The organism is Prosthecobacter vanneervenii (genome assembly GCF_014203095.1).
Lineage (GTDB): Bacteria > Verrucomicrobiota > Verrucomicrobiia > Verrucomicrobiales > Verrucomicrobiaceae > Prosthecobacter > Prosthecobacter vanneervenii.
The window spans coordinates 1-20,994 of the sequence record NZ_JACHIG010000015.1 but is presented as its reverse complement, the minus strand read 5'-3'; the positions used below and the strand labels follow the sequence as shown (position 1 = coordinate 20,994).

At 60.1% G+C, this 20,994-nt stretch carries 17 protein-coding genes; 15 read left to right on the top strand and 2 right to left on the bottom strand.

Annotated elements, in window-relative coordinates:
* Positions 1–2 precede the first annotated feature (2 nt).
* Positions 3–1,142, bottom strand: coding sequence for a hypothetical protein (locus tag HNQ65_RS24015; RefSeq protein ID WP_184343892.1), 1,140 nt, complete (start codon positions 1,140–1,142; stop codon positions 3–5).
* A gap of 157 nt (positions 1,143–1,299) precedes the next feature.
* Between HNQ65_RS24015 and HNQ65_RS24010 the strand changes: the two genes are divergently transcribed.
* From HNQ65_RS24010 to HNQ65_RS23945, 14 genes are all read left to right on the top strand, one after another.
* A complete protein-coding gene (locus HNQ65_RS24010) occupies positions 1,300–4,449 on the top strand; it encodes a PSD1 and planctomycete cytochrome C domain-containing protein (RefSeq protein WP_184343890.1) in 3,150 nt (1,049 codons plus the stop codon).
* 3 nt (positions 4,450–4,452) lie between these two features.
* A complete protein-coding gene (locus HNQ65_RS24005; protein ID WP_184343888.1) occupies positions 4,453–5,862 on the top strand; it encodes a DUF1501 domain-containing protein in 1,410 nt (469 codons plus the stop codon).
* An 81-nt stretch (positions 5,863–5,943) separates the two neighbouring features.
* Positions 5,944–7,128: a sialidase family protein gene (locus HNQ65_RS24000; protein WP_221306277.1), complete on the top strand. Its 1,185-nt coding sequence runs from the start codon at positions 5,944–5,946 to the stop codon at positions 7,126–7,128.
* A 19-nt stretch (positions 7,129–7,147) separates the two neighbouring features.
* Positions 7,148–8,392, top strand: a complete 1,245-nt coding sequence (locus tag HNQ65_RS23995) for a hypothetical protein (protein ID WP_184343884.1) — start codon at positions 7,148–7,150, stop codon at positions 8,390–8,392.
* Between the two features lie 37 nt (positions 8,393–8,429).
* Positions 8,430–9,437 (top strand): Gfo/Idh/MocA family protein, encoded by a 1,008-nt coding sequence (locus tag HNQ65_RS23990; protein ID WP_221306276.1) that lies wholly within the window; start codon positions 8,430–8,432, stop codon positions 9,435–9,437.
* Positions 9,434–10,471, top strand: coding sequence for an alkaline phosphatase D family protein (locus tag HNQ65_RS23985; RefSeq protein ID WP_184343883.1), 1,038 nt, complete (start codon positions 9,434–9,436; stop codon positions 10,469–10,471). Before HNQ65_RS23990 ends, HNQ65_RS23985 begins: the two co-directional genes overlap by 4 nt.
* A 3-nt stretch (positions 10,472–10,474) precedes the next feature.
* On the top strand, positions 10,475–12,589 hold the full coding sequence (locus tag HNQ65_RS23980) for a PSD1 and planctomycete cytochrome C domain-containing protein (protein ID WP_221306275.1): 2,115 nt from the start codon (positions 10,475–10,477) through the stop codon (positions 12,587–12,589).
* Between the two features lie 59 nt (positions 12,590–12,648).
* Entirely contained in the window at positions 12,649–13,986 is a 1,338-nt protein-coding gene (locus HNQ65_RS23975; RefSeq protein ID WP_184343881.1) for a DUF1501 domain-containing protein, read from the top strand.
* Between the two features lie 5 nt (positions 13,987–13,991).
* A complete protein-coding gene (locus HNQ65_RS23970) occupies positions 13,992–15,473 on the top strand; it encodes a DUF1501 domain-containing protein (RefSeq protein ID WP_184343879.1) in 1,482 nt (493 codons plus the stop codon).
* Positions 15,474–15,504: 31 nt separating this feature from the next.
* Positions 15,505–16,560 (top strand): sialidase family protein, encoded by a 1,056-nt coding sequence (locus tag HNQ65_RS23965; RefSeq protein ID WP_184343877.1) that lies wholly within the window; start codon positions 15,505–15,507, stop codon positions 16,558–16,560.
* A gap of 10 nt (positions 16,561–16,570) precedes the next feature.
* A complete protein-coding gene (locus tag HNQ65_RS23960) occupies positions 16,571–16,708 on the top strand; it encodes a hypothetical protein (RefSeq protein ID WP_184343875.1) in 138 nt (45 codons plus the stop codon).
* 31 nt (positions 16,709–16,739) lie between these two features.
* The gene (locus tag HNQ65_RS23955) at positions 16,740–17,654 is read left to right on the top strand and encodes an aminotransferase class IV (RefSeq protein ID WP_184343873.1); all 915 of its coding nucleotides are present in this window, start codon (positions 16,740–16,742) and stop codon (positions 17,652–17,654) included.
* Positions 17,654–18,640, top strand: a complete 987-nt coding sequence (locus HNQ65_RS23950) for a Kelch repeat-containing protein (RefSeq protein WP_184343871.1) — start codon at positions 17,654–17,656, stop codon at positions 18,638–18,640. Before HNQ65_RS23955 ends, HNQ65_RS23950 begins: the two co-directional genes overlap by 1 nt.
* Before the next feature lie 32 nt (positions 18,641–18,672).
* Positions 18,673–20,097 carry a hypothetical protein gene (locus tag HNQ65_RS23945; protein ID WP_184343869.1) on the top strand — a complete coding sequence of 475 codons (1,425 nt, stop codon included), beginning with the start codon at positions 18,673–18,675 and terminating at the stop codon, positions 20,095–20,097.
* A gap of 7 nt (positions 20,098–20,104) precedes the next feature.
* Here the strand turns inward: HNQ65_RS23945 and HNQ65_RS23940 are convergent, their stop codons facing one another.
* On the bottom strand, positions 20,105–20,470 hold the full coding sequence (locus tag HNQ65_RS23940) for a hypothetical protein (protein WP_184343867.1): 366 nt from the start codon (positions 20,468–20,470) through the stop codon (positions 20,105–20,107).
* Positions 20,471–20,563: 93 nt separating this feature from the next.
* On the opposite strand from HNQ65_RS23940, the gene HNQ65_RS23935 reads away from it, so the two are divergent.
* A complete protein-coding gene (locus HNQ65_RS23935) occupies positions 20,564–20,938 on the top strand; it encodes a hypothetical protein (protein ID WP_184343865.1) in 375 nt (124 codons plus the stop codon).
* Positions 20,939–20,994: the final 56 nt, after the last annotated feature.

The window sequence follows — 20,994 nt, the reverse complement described above, 5'->3', positions numbered from 1 at the left end:
GCTCAGCGCTGTGCTTTGAAATACTCCACCGCGGCTTTCCGGAAGGCCTCGTCTTCCGGCACTTTGCCCGTCCGCGTCAAGCACTCTGCTACAAACGCTCTCGCCCACTCATAGTAGTGTCGGTGTGTTTCATAAATGGGTTGTTTCGTGCCTTTGTCGTTGATCATCCAGTAGCCACGGTGCTGTCCGTCGGGCTCCAGTTCATTGTTATACAGCTCCCAGTAGAGGATGAACGGGCAGCCCCACTCCAGCGCTGCCTGGATGGTGATGCGCGAGAGCCGATCCTGCTCCTGAGGTGAGTGGTGCGCTTTGCCGTGGTGAAACACCGAATAGCCGTATTCCCCGATGAAAACTCGCCTGCCTGGAATCCCCGGCTTGGGCTTGAGCTGAGACTCAATGTAGCTCAGCACCGCCTTGATCTCCTCCGGCTTGGGCTCGTTTGTCACGTCGTAGGCCGAGTAGGACACAAAATCCACTGCCACATGAGGCAGCACTTGATTGACCAAAGTAGGCCTGCCCTCCCGCAGGGAGATCGTGGGATGGTTCAGCTCCGTGTAGTGCCACACCTCCACGTTCTGGTGCGGCGTGTCGCGCTTGGCTTCATCCACCGCGCGCTGGCGGGTCGTCAGCCAGTCGATCATGCCCTGCACTTTCTCAGGCGCCATTTTCGCATCCGCTTCTTTGCCAATGCTGCCCCGAAGCAAATTATCGCCCTCCCAGTGGCCGAGGTAAAAAGTCTTTCCCGTGCCGCTGTAGGTCTTCAGCAGATGCACCACCAGCGCATGCAGCTCCTGATATTCCTTGTCCGCGTTCGCTTTGGAAAAGCCTTGTTTCCATGAGGTGTTGGCAAAGGGTTCCGCCCAGAGCTGGAAATTCGCAAAAGGCATGTCCAGCACCCGGCGGTGGGAGGGCTCATCGCGTGCCAGCTCCACCAGCGAATGCACACCTGGGTACTCCTTGGGCTTGGCCCGCAGGTCAAATTTCATGCAACTCGCCCCCATGGCACGGACGACTGCGGCAGATTCCACCAGCGGGTCCTGTTCAGTGAGGTGGTATTTGCCACCGATCGCCTGGGTGCCGAGGTTGTAGTTAAAACGATCGACTTCCGGCAGTTCAGCAGCCGGGACCAAGGGGGCTGCCATGGTCACGATCAGCAGCAGGAGTGTCGCCAGACATTTGCGAGGGCAGGGGAACATTGGGGCCAGGAAAGCACGCTTTGCCTTCTGGAGCACTCAAACAGGCGGGTTTTTGCCAATTTTTGTGTCCAAAAGCGTACTACTTCCGCCTTTTTCTACTGACATGACACGGTCACGCCTACCAGCCTTCCTTTTCCTGCTCTCCTGCCACGCTGCGGGCGGGATGTTTGCCGCTGACGCCGACGCGGAGCGCTCAGCCATGAAGTTCTTTGAAAACGAAGTGCGGCCCATCCTGGTGAAGCGCTGCTTTGACTGCCACAGCAACACCAAGCAGAAGGGCGGCCTCCGTGTGGACAACATCGGCTATCTCAAGACCGGCGGCGACACCGGTCCGGCCCTCGTCCCCGGGCATCCAGAAAAATCCGCCATGATCGAGGCCATCCACTACAAGGATGAAGACTTCCAGATGCCTCCCAAAAACAACGGCGGCAAGATGCCCGATGCCGAAATCGCTACTTTGGAAAAGTGGATCAAGCTCGGTGCGCCTTGGCCGGACAATCCTGCGCAAAAAGTGGTCGTGACCGAGGGCGGCTTCACCGAGGAGCAGCGCAACTACTGGTTCTTCAAGCCGGTGGCCAAGGTCTCTCCCCCCAAGGTCGCTGGCAAGTGGGTGCGCAATGACATCGACCGCTTCATCGCCGCCAAGCAGGCCGAGCTCAAGCTCACTCCCGCTGCCGAGGCGGACCGCAATGAGCTGGTGCGCCGCGTTTACTTCGACCTCCACGGCCTACCGCCCACCCGCGAGCAGATCGACAAATTCGTCAACGACAAGGACCCGCGCGCCTATGAAAAGCTGGTGGATGAGCTTCTCGCCAGTCCAAGCTATGGCGAGCGCTGGGCCCAGCATTGGCTGGATCTCGTCCGCTACGCCGAAAGCGACGGCTACAATGCCGATGAATACCGCCCCTCCGTCTGGCCTTACCGCGACTACGTCATCAAATCCTTCAACGATGACAAGCCCTACGACCAGTTCGTGCGCGAGCAGCTCGCGGGCGATGAGATCGCGCCGGATGATCCCAATGTGCTCATCGCCACCTGCTTCCTGCGTAATCCCATCTACGAATGGAATCAGCGCGATGTGAAGGGTCAGTGGGACATCATTCTCACGGACATGACGGACACCACCGGCGAGCTCTTTCTCGGCCTCAGCATGGGCTGCGCCCATTGCCACAATCACAAGTTTGACCCCATCCTGCAGAAGGACTACTACCGCCTGCGCGCCTTCCTCGCTCCCGTCCAATGGCGCGATGACCTCAAGCTGGCCACCCCCGCCGAAAAGAAGGCATTCGCCGAGCAGCAGGCCAAATGGGAAACCGCCACCGCCGACATCCGCGCTAAAATGGATGCGATTACCGGCCCGCTCGTCGAGCCCAAGGTGGAGCGTGCGCTCACCCGCTTCACAGAAGATCTCCAGGAAATGGTGCGCAAGCCCGATGCCGAGCGCGGAGCCTTGGAAAGGCAGCTCGCCGGCCTGTGCCAGCGCCAGATGCAGCGCGAGCGCAAAACCTTCGACCCGATGAAGAGCCTCAAGAGCGAAGAAAAAAAGGCCGAGTACAAGGCCTTGGAGGAGGAGCTCAAGAAGTTCGACAGCCTCAAGCCCAAGCCCCTCATGGACGCCTTTGTCGCCACAGATGCCGGACCCGTGCCTCCCTCGGTCGCGCTCAAGACCCGCAAAGGCGAGCAGGAAATCGCCCCTGGCTTCCTCACCCTGCTTGAGCCCAAGGAGCCCGAGATCAAACCCATCGGCAACTCCACCGGCCGCCGCACCGTTCTGGCCAACTGGATTACACGTCCGGACAACCGCCTCTCCACCCGCGTCATCGTCAACCGCATCTGGCAGTACCACTTTGGGCGTGGCATCGTCGCCACCGCCAGCGATTTCGGAAAGCTCGGCGAGAAGCCCACTCATCCGGAGCTGCTCGACTTCCTCACCACCAAGTTCGTGGCCAACGGCTGGCACATCAAGCCGCTGCACCGTGAGATCATGCTCTCCGCCACCTACCGGCAGACGGCGCGTCGTGAGCCTGTCGGCGACATCGCCAAGATCGATCCCTCCAACCATTACCTCTGGCGCTTCAATCCCCGCCGTCTCGATGCTGAGCAGGTGCGCGATGCACTGCTCGCCGCCAGCGGAGAGCTGGATCCCAAATCCGGCGGTCCTGCTGAGGATGGCAACGGCTCACGCCGTTCCATCTACATCATGAAGAAGCGCAACAATCAGAATGAGCTGCTGCGCGCCCTGGATGCCCCTGCCGGATTTGCCAGCACGGCTGAACGCCAGAGCACCACCACCCCCACGCAGGCCCTGCAGCTCCTGAATGGCGACTGGTTGCTGGCCCGCGCCCGCAAGCTGGCCGGACGTGTGGAAAACATCGACGATGCCTGGCTGGCCGTGCTGGGCCGTCTGCCCACCAAGATGGAACGCACCAAAGCGGAGGCCTTCCTCAAAAGGCGTGCCGGAACATCTAGCCAGCCCGTGGCACCCGCCGCAGAGGCCGTTGAAAACAACAGCGGCTTCAAAGAAAACAGCCCGCACGAGCGCCTGCTAGTTCAAAGCGGCACGGAGGAAGGCGACGAGTTCACCGTGGAAGCCATTGCAAGTCTCAACAGCATCGATGCGAATGCCTCCGTGCGCACCATCGCCTCCCGCTGGAATGGCGGGAAGGACAGCCTTGAGTCCTTTGGCTGGAGCCTTGGGGTCACGGGTGTGAAATCACGCTTCAAACCGCGCAACGTCATCATGCAGGTCGTGGGCGAAGATGAAAACTCCAACATCGGCTATCAGGTGGTGCCATCAGACATTCATATCGAGCTGGGCCGCCGCTATCACATCGTCGCCCGCGTTTCCTGCACCGGCCATACCGTCGCCTTTACCGTGCGCGATCTCGACACGCCAGGGGCCTCGCCCGAGTCCGTCGTGGTCCCCATGGATATCCGCGCCAAGCTCAGCGCTGGCACAGCTCAGCTCGTGGTCGGTGGTCTGAACAAACGCGCACCCACCCATCAGTGGGACGGGCAGATCGAGGCCCTGCGCGTGGCAGCCAGTGTGCTGGAAGACAAGGCCCTCAGCAGCGATCCTGAGAAATGGTCCGCAGGCCTCGTCACCTGGCGCTCCGCAGATCCTCTCACCTCACAGTTTGCCTGGTCCGGTTCCGACACCAAGACCGTCGAGGCAGATGATCCCTTCCGCCAGGCCATGAATGATCTCTGCCAGGTCCTCCTGAATACGAACGAGTTTTTCTACCTCCACTAAACCATGAGCTGCAACCGATTCGACATCCCCCATACGCGTCGTGACTTTCTGCAAAGCGCAGGCTGCGGCTTTGGTGCCGTGGCCTTGGCGGGTCTCATGAGTGAACAGCGCTCCGCCGCTGCCGCCGCGCAGCTCCCGCAGCGTATGGCCAAGGCCAAGAGCGTCATTTTCCTCTTCATGGAGGGAGGCCCCAGCCACCTGGACACCTTTGATTACAAGCCGCTGCTCAACAAACTCGCAGGGCAGTCGCTTCCGGCCAGCTTCAAGCCGCCGATCACTGCCATGGGCGAGGCCAAGTCTCCGCTGCTCGAATGCAAACGCACATGGAAGCAGTACGGCCAGGGCGGCCTCTGGATTTCTGACTGGTTTCAGAATGTGGCGCAGCATGCCGATGACCTTGCTGTGATTCACTCCTGCGCCTCCAGCGGCATCAATCATGCCGGCGGTGTGTGCTCCATGAACACCGGCTCCGTCTTTGGCGGGCGTCCCTCCCTTGGTGCCTGGGCTTCCTACGGTCTGGGTACCGAAAACAAAAACCTGCCTGGCTTTGTCGTCATCAAGGACAGCGAGGCCACCGTGGTGAACGGTGTGCGCAACTGGGGCACGGGCTTCATGCCTGCGGTGTACCAGGGTGTCGAATTCAACTCCGACGGCGTGCCGATCAAATACCTCGACAATCCCAAGGGCGTGGATCGCAAGCGCCAGCGGGACAAGCTCGATCTTCTCGGTGAACTCAATCGCGACTACGGCGCCTCCCGTGCCAGCAATACCGAGCTGGATGCGCGCATCCGTGGTTACGAGCTTGCTTACAAAATGCAGGCCGAAGCTCCGCAGGCGGTGGATCTCAGCAAAGAGTCCGAAGCCACCAAAAAGCTCTATGGCATGGACAATGAGGCCACCGCCGTCTATGGCCGCAATTGCCTGCTCGCCCGTCGTTTGGTGGAAAGCGGTGTGCGCTTCGTCCAGCTCTACAGCGGAGCTGGCAGCAAGTGGGACAGCCACAAGGGCATCGAGGTCAATCACTCCAGGCTCTGCAATGCAGTGGATAAACCCATCGCTGGTCTGCTCGCCGATCTCAAGGCGCGTGGCCTGCTCGATGAGACGCTCGTCATCTGGGGCGGTGAATTCGGCCGCACACCGATGAGCGAGCAGGGAGACGGCCGCGACCACAATCCCACCGGTTTCACCATGTGGATGGCTGGCGGTGGGGTCAAAGGTGGCCAGACCTACGGTGCTACGGACGACCTCGGCCTCTACGCCGTGGAGGACCGCCTGCATGTGCACGATCTGCATTCCACCATCCTTTACCTGCTGGGCATTGATCATACCCAGCTCGTGTACACTCACAAAGGCCGCCCGGAACGCATTGATCAGAACGAAGGACATCCCATGACCAGGCTGCTGGGAGCGTAAGCTGGCCGTGCTGCTGGTGATGTGGCTGGACCATCGAGATTCCTTTGCAAAGCCTGCATGGAGTTGCCCGTTTGCATTCCTATGCATCTCCGCTCCATCGTCCTTGCTGTCCCGCTTCTGCTCACGTCCGCCTTTGCCCAGAACGGACTGCAAAAGAAAGACGTCACACTGGCCCCGCCCAAGAATCTCAAAACCAAGCTCTCTCCGGGCTACACAATTCCTGTTGTCGACATCAGCGGTGACAAGGAACGCCAGGTCATCGTGGACCAGGAGAAAAGCCAGTACCTCGGCCACCCCACCACGCTCCTTTTGGAGGACAACAAGACGATGCTCATCGTCTATCCCAAAGGCCATGGACGCGGTCCCATCGTTTACAAGCGCAGCACCGACACCGGTCTCACTTGGAGCGATCGCCTCCCCACGCCAGAATCTTGGAAGACTTCCATGGAAGTGCCCACGCTTCACCGTGTGGTCGATGCATCCGGCAAAAAGCGCATCATCATGTTCAGCGGCCTTCACCCCATCCGCATGGCCGTCACCGAAGACGATGGCGCAAATTGGAGCGAACTCGCTCCCATCGGCAACTTTGGCGGCATCGTCGCCATGGGCACCGTGATCGATCTCAAAACCCCCGGTCACTATCTCGCCTTCTTCCACGATGACGGCCGCTATATCCGTGGTGCACCATCCAAGGCCTGGCGTTTCTGGGTTTACACCACGCTTTCTAAAGACGGCGGCCTCACCTGGAGCGCCCCCACGCCCATTGCCATGCTGCCAGATGCCAACCTCTGCGAGCCCGGCGCGCTGCGTTCCCCGGATGGCAAACAGATCGCCGTCCTGCTGCGTGAAAATTCCCGCAAGTACAACTCCTTCGTCATCTTCTCCAATGACGAAGGCCAGACCTGGACGGAGCCCAAGGAACTGCCCGCCGCTCTGACGGGGGATCGCCACGTCGCCAAATACACGCCCGATGGTCGCCTTTTTATCAGCTTCCGCGACACCACCCATGTCAGCCCCACCAAAGGTGACTGGGTTGGTTGGGTTGGCAAATACGAGGACATCGTCAATGGCACGGAAGGCCAGTATCGCGTCCGCATCATGGACAACACCAAAGGCGCCGATTGCACCTATCCCGGCATCGAAGTCCTGCCAGACGGCACCATCGTCACCACCACCTACGGTCATTGGACTGAAGGCGAGGCTCCTTACATCGTCAGCGTCCGCTTCAAGCTGGCGGAGCTCGATGCCAAGGCCGCGAAAAAATAAACATTCCCCTTTTTAAATCATGACTTCTCCCGCCACCCGCCGTCATTTCCTTTCCACTCTGGCCTTGGGCTCCCTGGCCGCACGAGGCCAGGAGGCCCCAAAGTATCCGCCCCTCCGCGTTATCACCAAAGGTCCCGGCTTCCACTGGTTCGGCTATTACGACAAGCTCCAGTTCTCTCCCGACAACCGCTTCGTTCTAAGCAACAAGGTCGCCTTCGAGCACCGCTCTCCCACCGCCGATGACGAGATCGAGGTCGGCATGGTCGATCTCCAGGACAACGACAAATGGATCCCCCTCGGCAGGACCCGTGCTTGGTGCTGGCAGCAGGGCTGCATGTTGCAGTGGATTCCCGGCACCGAATCCAAAGTCATCTGGAACGACCGCGAGAAGGACCAGTTCGTCAGCCACATCCTCGATGTCAAAACCGGCGAAAAGCACACCCTCCCCAGCCCCATCTACGCTCTCGCTCCAAACGGCAAAGAGGCTGTGAGCTGCGACTTCGCCCGTGTGGCAGACTGCCGCCCCGGCTATGGCTACGCCGGCATCAAAGACCGTTTCTTTGATCAGATGGCTCCCGCTGGCAGCGGCGTCACCCACGTCAATCTCGAAACCGGCGCGTCGAAGCTCATCGTCTCTCACGAGACCCTGTCCAAGACCGGTGAGATCATTAACAACCTTCCTGACTCCAAGCATCATGCCTACCACCTCCTGGTCAGTCCCGATGGCAAACGCTTCATCATGCTTCACCGCTGGACGCAGCCCAAGGGCGGACACCTGACGCGCCTCATCACCGCAAACATGGATGGCAGCGATCTCCGCATCGTCATCCCCAATGGTTACGCCTCCCACTTCATCTGGCGGGATGCCACGCACATCCTCTCCCAGGCCAAAGACTGGCTCGGCAACAAAGAGTGGGGCGACTTCCTTTTTGCGGACAAAGACAGCGGCATCGTCTCGGAGATCGGCCATGGTGTGCTCGACAGCGGCGGCCACCTCACCTACCTCCACAATAACGAGTGGATTCTCAACGACACCTATCCCAAAGGCGTTCGCCGCATCCAGACCCCGCACCTCTACCACATCGCCACAAACAAGCGCATCGACCTCGGAGAGTTTCATTCGCCGCGCGAATACACCGGCGAATGGCGCGTGGACAATCACCCCCGCTCCAGCCGCGACGAGCGCTGGGTCTGCATCGACGCTCCGCAGGAGGGGAAAGGCCGCCAGCTTCACCTCATCGACATTCAGGGGCTCCTCACCTGATCAACCTCGGGCCTCCACGACGTACGATTCACTCACGATGAAACACGCTCTCTTTCTCGCCATAGCATTCCTTGTCTGCACCGCAGGCTCCGCGTTTTCGCAAGACACGCTCAAGCCCCTTCGGGCTGGCATCATTGGCCTTGATACCTCGCACGTGCCGGCGTTCACCAAGCTCTTCAACAACCCCAAGGCTGATGGCGATCTCGCTGGCATCAAGGTGGTGGCAGGCTATCCCGGCGGCACCGACATGCCCGCCAGCAAGGACCGCGTGGCCAAATTCACCGAACAGGTTCGCGGCATGGGCGTGGAGATTGTCGACTCCATTCCGAAACTGCTCGAAAAGGTGGATGTCGTGCTCATTGAAAGCGTCGATGGCCGCATCCATCTGAAGGAGGCCCGGGAAGTCTTTAAATCTGGCAAGCTCGTCTATATCGACAAGCCCCTCGCTGGTGCACTCCCCGAGTCCATCGCACTCTTTGAGCTGGCAAAAAAGCACCACGTCAAAACCTGGTCGAGCTCATCGTCTCGCTTTGGTGCCGATCTTCTTGCATTGAAAGGGAATGAGGAAATCGGCGACATCCTTGGCGTCACCACATGGGGGCCATGCTCCTACCAAAGCGGCACGCCGGATCTTTTCTTCTACGCCATCCATGGAATCGAGTCGCTCTTCACTCTCATGGGCACCGGCTGTGAAACGGTTTCCCGAAGCAAAGGACCTGTCACCGATCAAGTCACCGGCACGTGGAAAGACGGCCGCATCGGCACCTACCGCGGTATCGTGCGTGGAAAGTCTGAATTCGGTGCCATAGTCTATGGCAGCAAGGGGGTGCGTCAGGGAGCCAAAACGATCAGCTATGAGGCGCTGTGCCGCCAGATCGGCAAATTCTTCCGCACCGGCGAGCCTCCGGTGAGCGAGGCCGAGACGATCGAAATCTTCACCTTCATGGAGGCTGCGGATGAAAGCCTGCGCCAGGGCGGCAAACCCGTGGCGCTGGCGGAGGTGCTGGCAAAGGCGAAGGAGGAGGCCGCGAAACTGGTGCCATGAATGCCGCTCACACTCCGCCCTCCGGCATCAACAGCCGCCGCCGCTTTCTGGCGGGTCTTCCCGCCATCGGATTGATCGCCGCCCACGCGGCCGATGAAGCCCCCTTGCAGGACATTGTCTTTGGCTCCTGCCTGGACACGCACGACCACCCCATGCTGGATCGCACTCTCACCCTGCCGCGTGATCTCTTCATCTTCATGGGAGACAATGTCTATGCCGACAAAGGCGGCATCCCCATGATGCAGGAAAAGTACGCGCTGCTCAAAAACAGCCGCTTTTTCAAAGGCCTGAAAAACAAACCTATCCTCGCCACCTGGGACGATCACGACTTTGGCGAAAACGACGGCGGAGGCAGCTATCCGCATAAAAAGGAGGCCCAGGTGGAGTTCTGGAACTGGCTCGACGAGCCTGCTTCTTCGCCACGTCGTCAGCAGGAGGGCGTTTATCAGGCCCAGACCTTCGGTCCTGTCGGGAAGCGTGTGCAGGTGGTCCTGCTGGACACTCGCTACTTCCGCAGTCCCCTCAAAAAGGTGCCGAAGGACAAGGCCATGCTCGGCGGCTCCTACGTGCCCACGGACGACACCTCCACCACCATGCTCGGTGCCGCACAGTGGAGCTGGCTGTCCCAGGTGCTCCAGCAGCCTGCAGACCTCCGTCTCATCGTCTCCAGCATCCAGTTTGCCCCTGAGGCGCACGGTGGTGAATGCTGGGCCAACATGCCTCACGAGCAGCAGCGCCTGCTGAAGCTCCTGCAGGGCCAGACCGCTGTCATCTTGAGCGGCGACCGCCACTGGTGCGAGTTCTCACACAACGGCGTGTATGACTTCACCTCCAGCTCCATGACGCAAAAGCACCCGCGCGGCTCTCCTACGCCAAATAAATTCCGCTGCGTCCCCAAGACCTATCATCTGCCCAATGTCGGCCAGCTTCACATCGACTGGTCCGCCGCCACGCTCACGGCAAAGATTTTCGGCACAGAAGGTAACGCCAAAATAGAGCAGACGCTGGCTTTCAAAGATCTCAAAGTGGCCTAGCGCATGCGCCTCGTCATTCCATTCGTGCTCATAGCCTCCAGCAGCGCTCTCGCTGCGGAGGCACGAGTGGAATTCAACCGCGACATCCGCCCCATCCTGGCCGCCAAGTGCTACGCCTGCCACGGCCCCGATGAAGACAAGCGCGAAGCCGACCTGCGTCTCGATGTCCGTGCCGAGGCCGTGAAGTCTGCCATTCGCCCCGGCAAGCCTGAAGCCAGCGAATTGTGGAAACGCATCACCCACACTGATCCTGGGGACGTGATGCCTCCCCCCTCGTCGCCCAAGCAGCTCACCCAGATGGAGCGTGATCTCATCCGTCGCTGGATTGCCACAGGTGCCGAATACCAGAACCACTGGGCCTTTGAGCCGATCAAGCGCCCGCAGGTCCCAGCCTCCAGCGGCACCAATCCCATCGACGCTTTCATCGAAGCCCGGCTAAATACGCACAATCTCCATCCTGCGCCATCCGCTGCACCCATCACGCTGCTGCGCCGCATTTATCTCGATCTCACCGGCTTGCCGCCAGCTCCTGCGGATCTCTCTGTTCTCAGCCACTGGTCTGACAAAACCTACGAGCAGGTCGTGGATCACCTTCTCGCATCGCCTGCGTTCGGAGAGCGCTGGGCCCGCCATTGGCTCGACATGGCCCGCTACGCTGACTCCAATGGCTTCCTCGGCGACGGCCTTCGCCCCAGTGCCTATCTGTATCGCGACTGGGTCATTCGTGCCTTCAATGCCGATCTTCCGTTCGATCAGTTCACCATCGAGCAGCTCGCCGGCGATCTTTTGCCCAGCCCCACACAGGACCAGCTCAGAGCCACCGGCTTCCATCGCAATGCAGCGCTCAATACCGAGGCGGGTGTGGACAAAGAAGAGGCTCGCTACCAAAACCTCGTCGATCGCGTCAATACCACCGGCCGCGTCTGGATGGGCCTCACCGTGGGCTGCGCCCAATGCCACACCCACAAATACGACCCCATCACCATCCGCGACTACTACAGCTTTTACGCCTTCTTCGACAACACTGAGGACCGCGATGAGGCAGGGACCAAGGCCCAGACTCTCGCAGAAGTCAGCAAAGACCGCCGCCAGACCTACGTGCACATGGCTGGCGACTACACACGCCGTGGTCCGGATGTCATGCCCGCCAGCCTTTCTGCGCTTCCTTCCATGAAAAAGCCCGTGCAGCCCGAGCCCTCGCGTCTCGATCTCGCTCGCTGGCTTGTCTCACCGCAGCATCCGCTCACCAGCCGCGTGGCGGTCAATCACATCTGGAGCAAGCTCTTCGGCTTCGGGCTTGTCCGCACTCCTGATGACTTTGGCACTGCGGGCGAGTCCCCCTCGCATCCGGAACTCCTCGACTGGCTCGCCTCTGAGTTCATGCGCAAGGGCTGGAGTCGCAAGCAGCTCATCAAGCTCATCGTCATGAGCCACACCTACCGCCAGTCCTCCGCGCATCGCGAGGACATCGTCGAAATCGATCCTCTCAATTGCCTCCTCGCCCGCCAGAACCGCATCCGCCTCGATGCCGAAATCCTGCGCGACTCCGCTCTCGCTGTCAGCGGTTTGCTCAAGCACACCATCGGCGGCCCCAGCTTCCGCCCACCGCTGCCGGAGGATGTTTTCGATGTCGGTCGTTCTTCCAACTGGAAGGCCAGCCCGGGCGACGAAATCTACCGTCGTAGCCTCTACATCATCACACTGCGCAGCGTTCTCTATCCCACGCTCACTACTTTCGACTCACCCGATGCCGCAGATGCCTGTGTGCGTCGGGAGCGTAGCAATACCCCGCTGCAGGCCCTCACGATGATGAATGACGGCGTCTTTGTCGAGGCCGCCCGCTCGCTTGCTCGCCGCGCCTTGGCCGAAGCTTCCCCAGACACGCCCTCCCGCCTGCGGCATCTTTTTACGCTCACGCTCAACCGTGCTCCCCGGCCAGAGGAGCTCCAGCGCCTCACCGCCTTCCACGCAGAGCAAAAAGCCTCGGTGCTAAAAGACGGCGCAGCCGCCCTGCAGATCCTCGGCAGCACCGTCTCATCAGATCAGGTGGAGGAGGCCACCTTCGTCGCAGTCGCGCGGGTGCTATTGAACCTCGATGAATTCATCAACCGCGAATAGTCCCGCTTCGTCGCATTGCCGCAGCAAAACCTCTCGCCTTGCCGCCGTATAAACAGGCCATGCTCACTCTCTTTTCCCGCCAGTCTTCCAGCCGCTGCTGCGATGGTCTTTCCCGTCGCTCCTTTCTCCGAGTCGGCGGGCTGGGTCTGGGTGGTTTGAGCCTGCCCGGACTTCTGCGCGCAGAGTCCGAGCTCGGGCGCGGAAAATCGCAGAAGGCGCTCATCCTGGTGTATCTGCCCGGCGGTCCTCCGCATCAGGACATGTACGACCTGAAAATGGACGCACCCTCGGAGGTGCGCGGTCCCTTCAAGCCCATCGCCACCAATGTTCCTGGCATCCAGATCAGCGAGCACCTGCCGCGCATGGCAAAGATGGCCGACAAGCTCACTTTCATCCGCAGTGTGGTGGGGGCCAAGGACCGGCATGAAAGCTTTCAGTGTGTCACCGGCCGCCTCAGCAACAATGCGCCTCCCGGCGGCTGGCCGGAGATCGGCAGCGTGGTGTCAAAGCTCAAAGGCGGCGCACCCGCCGTGCCCGGCTATGTGAATCTCTCCCAGCAGATGAAGCACACGCCCTACAATCAGGGGCGACCGAGTTTCCTCGGAGTGGCCCATGCGCCTTTCATGCCGCTGGAGCGCGGAAAAGAAGACATGTCCCTCAATGGCGTTACGCTGGAGCGCCTGGACGATCGTCGCGGGCTGCTTTCCGCCTTCGACAACTTCCGCCGCGAGACCGATGCCTCGGGCACCATGGCTGGCATCGATGTCTTCCGTCAGCAGGCCTACGGCATCCTTACTTCATCCCAGCTGGTGGATGCGCTCGATCTCTCCAAGGAGTCGCCCAAAATCCGTGAGCGCTACGGCAAAGGCACCGCCAAAATTCAAGGCGATGCCGCACCGCGTCTCAATGAGCAGTTCCTGCTCGCCCGCCGTCTCGTCGAGGCCGGTGTGCGCGTCGTCACTCTCAGCTACAGCTTCTGGGACTGGCACGGACAGAATTTCAAAAACGCCCAGGAAAACCTTCCTGACTTTGATCAGGCGATCTCAGCTCTTGTGGAGGATCTGCATGAGCGGGGTATGGACAAAGATGTGACCGTGCTCGCCTGGGGCGAGTTTGGGCGCACGCCGCGCGTCAATGACAAAGGTGGCCGCGATCACTGGCCCGCAGTTTCCTGTGCTCTCCTCGCCGGAGGCGGCATGCAGAATGGCCAGGTCATCGGTGCCACAGACCGTCTCGGCGCGGAGGCCTCGGATCGCCCGGTGCATTTCCAGGAGATCTTCGCCACGCTCTATAACAATCTCGGCATCAATCCTCACACCAGCACGGTGTCGGATTTCTCCGGCCGACCACACTACCTCGTCGATAATGAGTTCCAGTCGATCAAAGAGCTGGCCTGACACCCATGTCCCCTCAGGAGCTCATCACCCAAACCCGGCGCGATTTCCTCGCCACCAGCTCCTGCGGTCTCGGCACCCTCGCCCTTGCTTCGCTGCTGAAGCAGGATGGCCTTCTCGCAGCTGAGGCCAGCGTCCCGGCCAACCCGCTGGCCACGCGCATGTCCCACTTCGCCCCCAAGGCGGAGCGCTGCATCTTCATCTTTCTTGAGGGCGGTCCCTCACAGATGGATCTCTTCGATCCCAAGCCCCTGCTCAACAAATACGACGGCCAGCCGCTGCCCGACTCCATCGTGGGCAATGCCAAGTTCGCCTTCCTGCAAAAGGACACGGCCACCGTCATGGGCACCAGCCGTGTCTTCAAAAAGCACGGCCAGTGTGGTATGGACATCAGCGACCTGCTTCCTCACATCGCCACCTGCGCGGACGATATCGCCCTGGTGCGCTCCATGCACACCAATCAGTTCAATCATCTCCCTGGCCAGCTCATGCTGAACTGCGGTGAGTCCCGTCTAGGCCGCCCCAGTGTCGGCTCGTGGGTCACGTATGGCCTTGGCAATCTCTCGCAGGATTTGCCTTCCTACGTTGTCATGGTCAGCAAAGGCCGCGGCCTTCCTGGCGGCAGCTCCACCTGGTCCAGCGGCTTCCTGCCTTCCTCGTATTCTGGCGTGATGTTCCGCAACGGTGCATCCCCTGTTTTAAATTTGGACAACCCAGACGGCATCACGCCGCAGATGCAGTCCGCCAGCATCCGTGCGCTGAACGATCTCAACCGCCTTCAGCACAAGCACATCGGCGATCCCGAGATCGCCGCACGCATCAGCAGCTACGAGCTCGCCTTCCGCATGCAGAGCGCCGCGCCGGAGCTGGTCGATCTCAAAGGCGAATCCCAGGCCACGCTCGATGCTTACGGCGTGAACCGCATCGAGCCTCCCATCAAGAGCAACCTCGGCGGCATCGGCAACTTCCAGACCTTCTCACGCCATTGCCTCATTGCACGCCGCATGGTCGAGCGCGGCGTCCGCTTCGTAAACATCATCCACGCTTCCTGGGATCATCACAGCTCCCTTGATCCTCAGCTCGCACACAATTGCCAGATGGTCGATCAGCCCATCGCTGCTTTGCTCAAAGACCTCAAACAGCGCGGCCTGCTCGATACCACCCTCGTCGTCTGGGGCAGCGAATTCGGCCGCACCGCTCTGGGCGAAAACCGCAAAGGCTTCAAAAAAGTCACCGGACGCGATCACCATCCCTACGCCTTCAGTCTCTGGATGGCCGGCGGCGGCATCAAAGGCGGCCAGGTCTATGGAGAGACGGACGACTTCGCCTGGCACGTCGCGCGCGATCCCGTCTCCATCCACGACTTCCACGCCACCATCCTCAATCTCTTCGGCCTCGATCACAACAAGCTCAGCTATCGCTTCCAGGGCCTGGACTTCCGCCTCACCGGAGTCAATCCAGCCAAAGTGGTTAAGGGGCTCATCGCCTGAAGCTAAAACATCCATTTCAGCCCTTTTTCGAATGCATCTCCTTCGCTTCCTTGCCGCCGTCCTTGCACTTGGCCTGACTCTTCACGCAGCCGAGTCTCCCCAGGTCACCGTCACCAACCTCCGGCGCGTCTTTCACAATGGCGAGCACAATGCCTTCACCACCCTAGTCCGCTTTCACGACCAGCTCTATCTCGCCTTCCGCAGCTGCCCGGACGGCCACATGGTCCACAACACCGCCTCGATCATCATCATGCGCAGCGGTGATGAGGGCGCTAGCTGGCAGCAGGTGCACCGCTTTTCTGTCAAAGACCGCGACACCCGCGATCCTCACTTCCTCGTCTTCAAAGACCGCCTCTTTGTCTATACCGGCACTTGGTACTCCGGCCCTGGCAAGATCGAGCCGAAGGACTACGACATGAATAAGATGCTCGGCTTTGCGGTGTCTTCCGCAGACGGCACGCAATGGACAGAGCCCACCATGCTTGAGGGCACCTTTGGCCTCTACATCTGGTGCGCTGCCTCGCATGGTGACAAGGCCTACCTCTGCGGCCGTCGCAAGCCCGGCTACGACATCGGACCTAAAGGCGAGGGCAGCAAAATCCAGTCTCTCATGCTGGAGAGCGACAACGGCATCGACTGGAAGAAGCGCGCGTACTTCAATGAGACCGCAGGCGATGAAACCTCCTTCCTCTTCGAGAAGGATGGCAGCCTCCTCGCCATCGGTCGCCATGGCGGAGGCAAAGAGGCCTTTCTCATTCGCTCCCATCCTCCATATGCTGAATGGCAGCGCCAGTCCTTGGACCACGCCATCGGCGGCCCGCTCGTGGTGAAATGGGGAGACCACATCATCGTCGGTGGCCGCCACACCACGAAAGAAACAGGCCCAAAAACCTCGCTCTGCTGGCTGCTGGGCAGCGAACTGCGTGAATTCGCCGAGCTGCCTAGCGGCGGTGACAACTCCTACCCCGGCTTTGTCGCCCTCTCCCCCACACGCGCCCTGATCTCCTATTATTCCAGCCACGAAAAAGACGAGGCCGGCAGGACCATCACCGCCATCTACATGGCCGAACTCAATCTGAAACCCTGATTCACCGCCCATGACGAAGCTCACGCTTGGCCAGCGCCTCCGTGTGGACGGCGGCAAGGAGTCCTTCCTCGAAAACGCTGTCGCAAACGCCCTGCTAGGTCGCGAATATCGCGCGCTCTTCCTTTTGCCCAAGGAGTCGGAGATCTGACCTTTTCCCATTCTTCCAGCCTCCCAATGTCATGAGCGAACCTCTCGTCTATTTGAACCAGGGCTTCGTTCCTGCATCCCAGGCAAAGCTGAACATCTATGATCTCGGCATCGTTCTCGGTGCCACGCTCACAGAGATGACGCGCACCTTCCACCACCAGCCCTTTCGGGCCGAGGATCATGTCGCGCGTTTGTACCGTTCCCTGAAGTATTCGGGCATCACGGTGCCGCTCTCTTCAGAAAAAATGCTCGCCCTCACCAATGAACTCGCGGAGGCAAACTGCCGCCTCATCGGTCCGCACGAGGACATCGGCATCGTGCATTTCATCACACCGGGGGAAAACTCACTCTACGCAGGCAGCGCCGGTGCCGCAGGCTCGCTTGCACCCACCATCTGCATTCACTCCTTTCCGCTGCGCTTCAGCATGTGGCGGCATCTGTTCACGGACGGAGCCCATGTGGTCACGCCATCCATCCGGCATATCCCGCCGCAGTGTCTTGAGCCCAAGATGAAAAACCGCAGCCGCCTGCATTGGTGGCTGGCAGACAAGCAGTCCCAGGCGGTCGATCCACGTGCCATCACTCTGCTGCTCGACCTCGATGGCAACGTCACCGAATGCGCGGGGTCCAATTTCGTCATCGTGAAAGGGCGCACCATCATCTCCCCGACCACCCGCAACATCCTCTGGGGCATCAGCCTGCAGACGCTGAAGGAGCTCGCGCCTCAGATCGGCATGGAGTTCATCGAAAAAGATTTCCAGCCCTACGACGTGGTCACTGCGGACGAGGCCTGGCTCACCACCACTCCCTATTGCATGGCTCCTTGCACCAGAATCAACGGCACGCCAATTGCCGATGGCAAACCCGGCCCATGGTTCAAAAAAATGATCGCCGCATGGAGTCAGCGTGTCGGCCTGGACATCGAAGCACAGATCATGACCGCCTGATGAAAATTCTCTTTTCGCTGCTGCTGGTAATCACGAGTCTCAACGCCAGCACTGCAGAGCCAGACTGGGCGCTCGAATCCACTGCCCCCTGGCAGGCACGCGATTCTCAGGCCGAGTGGGTCTTCAAAGATCAGCTCTGGATCGGTGGCGGCTGGTTTCAGTCCTTCCAGGACCCGCCACGCGATGTATGGTCCTCTCCTAATGGCCGCGAGTGGAAGCTCATCAATAACAACGCACCCTGGCTCCACAGCGACCTCGCCATGAGCCTCACCTTTCAGGATCGCCTCTGGATTATGGGTGGCTGGTACAAAGGCCGCCTCCCAGGTCATTCAGCCAGCAACCAAGTGTGGACCTCCACGGATGGCACTGCTTGGAATCAAGCCACCCCAAACGCCGCATGGTCCCCGCGCCTCGCCTCCGGCCTCGTCGAGCATCGCGGCAGGATGTGGCTGCTCGGCGGTATTGAGGACTACTACTTTGGCACTGACGCCAGCCTCAAGAATGACGTCTGGTCCTCCGCTGATGGCAAAGAGTGGAAACTCGAAACACCGCACGCCGCATGGTCCTCTCGCGCCTACCATCAGTCCGTCGTTCTGAACGGCAAAATCTACGTCCTCGGCGGCGGCAACTACGTCCCCAGCTACCATTCAAAGAACGACGTCTGGTCCTCGGCCGACGGCGTTTCTTGGACCTGCGAGACCGCATCCGCTCCTTGGGCTCCGCGCTTGTGGTTTAGCGCCGCTGTCTATCGCGGCCGCATCTGGGTGCTCGGCGGCTGGTCAAAGGAGAAGGATAATCATGGCGACGTCTGGCACAGCACCGATGGCAAAAACTGGCAGCGCCTGGAGACAAAGACCTGCTGGAAGTCGCGGCACGAGCACTCGGCTCTCGTTTTCCAGGACAAGCTCTGGATCCTAGGCGGTCACGCCCGGCCACTCTCCAGCGAAGTCTGGTCTCTGAGTCTTCCTCCAGATTGGAAGCCATGACAAAATCTCCGCAGAATCTCTGTATTGCTCCCATGCGCACTCTCCTGCTTGCTCTATTCGCCGCTGCATCTCTTCACGCCGCAGACACTGCCAAGGCATCCCTGATGGCCGGTGCCGCCACCAGCAATATCACGCCACCTCTTGGCAGCGAGGTCGTTGGTGGCTTTCTCCCTTATCCCTGCACCCACATTCACGATGAGCTTCACGCCCGCTGTCTTGTGCTCGATGATGGCCAGACCAAGCTCGCCCTTGTCATCTGCGATCTCCTCGGCATGCACCGCAGTCTTTGCGTAACGGCGCGTGAATTGGTTGAAAAAGAAACCGGCATCCCCGCTGCCAATGTCCTCATTTCAGGCACTCACACGCACTCAGCCGCCAATGCCATTGGTGGCCCCGTGCGCTTTTACACCTCGGACATGGAGCTCACGGATTACCAGAAATTCGTCGCCCGTCGCATCGCGGATGGCGTGCGTCGTGCCATCACGCTGCTCCGTCCTGCGGAGATCGCCTTCAGCACTGTCAGCATTCCCGAGCATGTGAACATCCGCCGCTGGTTCCTTCAGCCGGACAAAATGCCGCCCAATCCTTTTGGCAAGATCGACAAGGTCAAGATGAACCCCGGCGCAGGCAATCCCGCGCTCATCGAGCCCGCGGGCGAGCCCGATCCCATCGTCTCCTTCATCGCCCTGCGCGAACCCGGCGGCCGCATGATCTCTGTTTATTCCGCCTACTCGCTCCACTACGTCGGCGGAGTGAAGGACGCGGACATCTCCGCAGACTACTACGGCATGTACTGCGAAGCCCTCAAGCGCCTGCAATCCGGCGGCAATGACGATCCTCCCTTCGTTGCTCTCATGGCCAATGGCACCAGCGGCGACGCCAACAACATCAACTTCCGTAATCCTCAGCCGCGCAAAAAGCCCTATGAGCAGATGCGTTACGTCGCCGAAGACATCGCCGCCAAGGTCAATGCAGCTCTCTCCAAAGTCACCTGGCAGAGCAGCGCTCCTCTCGCCGCCCGTTACCGTGAGCTCCCCATCTCCTGGCGCAAGATAGATCCCGAACTCATCGCCTGGGCCAAGGATATCGAGGCCAAGACGCCGCGCATCCAGGGCAAGGCCGATCTCCCTCTCGCCTACGCAGGCCGCGTGCAGCGTCTCGCCCAGGCCAGCCCGGAAACCAAGGCTCCCGTGCAGATCTTTCGCATCGGAGACATCTGCATCGGCACCACCCCCACGGAAACCTTTGCCGAAACCGGCGTCGAATTCCGCAAGCGCAGCCCCTTCGCCAAATCCTTCATGGTCGAGCTCGCCAACGGCTACTACGGCTACATGCCCACCCCGCGTCACTTCGAGCTCGGTGGCTACGAAACCTGGCCCGGCACCAACAACCTCGAACCCCAGGCCTCCGTGAAGATGATGGACGCCCTGATGGAGATGGCCACAGAGCTGAAGTGACCGTGTGTTACTTGAGCAGATCTTTGAGCAGGCCAGGACCATAAAAATGGCTTACACCGGCAAACCCGCCGCTTTGGTGGATCCAGTAGCGTCCCGAAGATGTGTGGAGATAGACCTTGTATGAAAAGTAATCAGCCACGCCTGGGGGGTAAGGCACTTCATATACCTCATACTCCGGCATGTCTTTGTTGCCTGGAGCAGCCTTGGTTTGGTCCCGGGGCAGCTCTTTGACATCGAGGGTGCTTTCACCGGTTCGGTGATGATCCAAAATCAGCCGCATCTTTGCACTCGGCTCCTGATCCTTGGCCGCTGTTTGGCTGGCACAAAAAAATGCGCAGGCAGACAATGTCAGAAAAAGGAAAGCCCGCTTCATATACTCTTATGCTGATTTCAGATACGAGAAGGAGCAACTGCAAACTTGCTCGGACAGGTCTGCAGACCAAGCTCGTATGTGCTACCCACTTGCATGAAAGGCCGCTTCCTCCTGCTGTTTTCCATCCTCCTCCTGATGGCGGTTCCGCTGCCTGCCGCAGAAATGCGCGGCATGTGGATTTACAAGACGGATGAGATCGCCTCCTCTGCTTCAGCCAGCAATGCCCTGTTCGACTTCTGCGCTCAGCGGCACATCACCGACCTCTTCTGGCAGGTTCATTTTGAGCGGCTGCCTGATGGCGGCCGCCCTCTCAAAAACACAGAACCCACACGCACCTTCCTCCAGCGTGCCCATGCCCGCTCGCTCCGTATTCACGCCCTCTTTGGCGATCCCTCTCACGCACTGCGTGCCAAGCAAGGCATCGTGCTTGCTAGGCCGTGTTTGAAAACCCTCAAGAGCCATATCTGAGCCAGTCGATGACGGAGGCAAACTGAATGAGGGAGAGGAAGTGGCGAGCAAGCTTG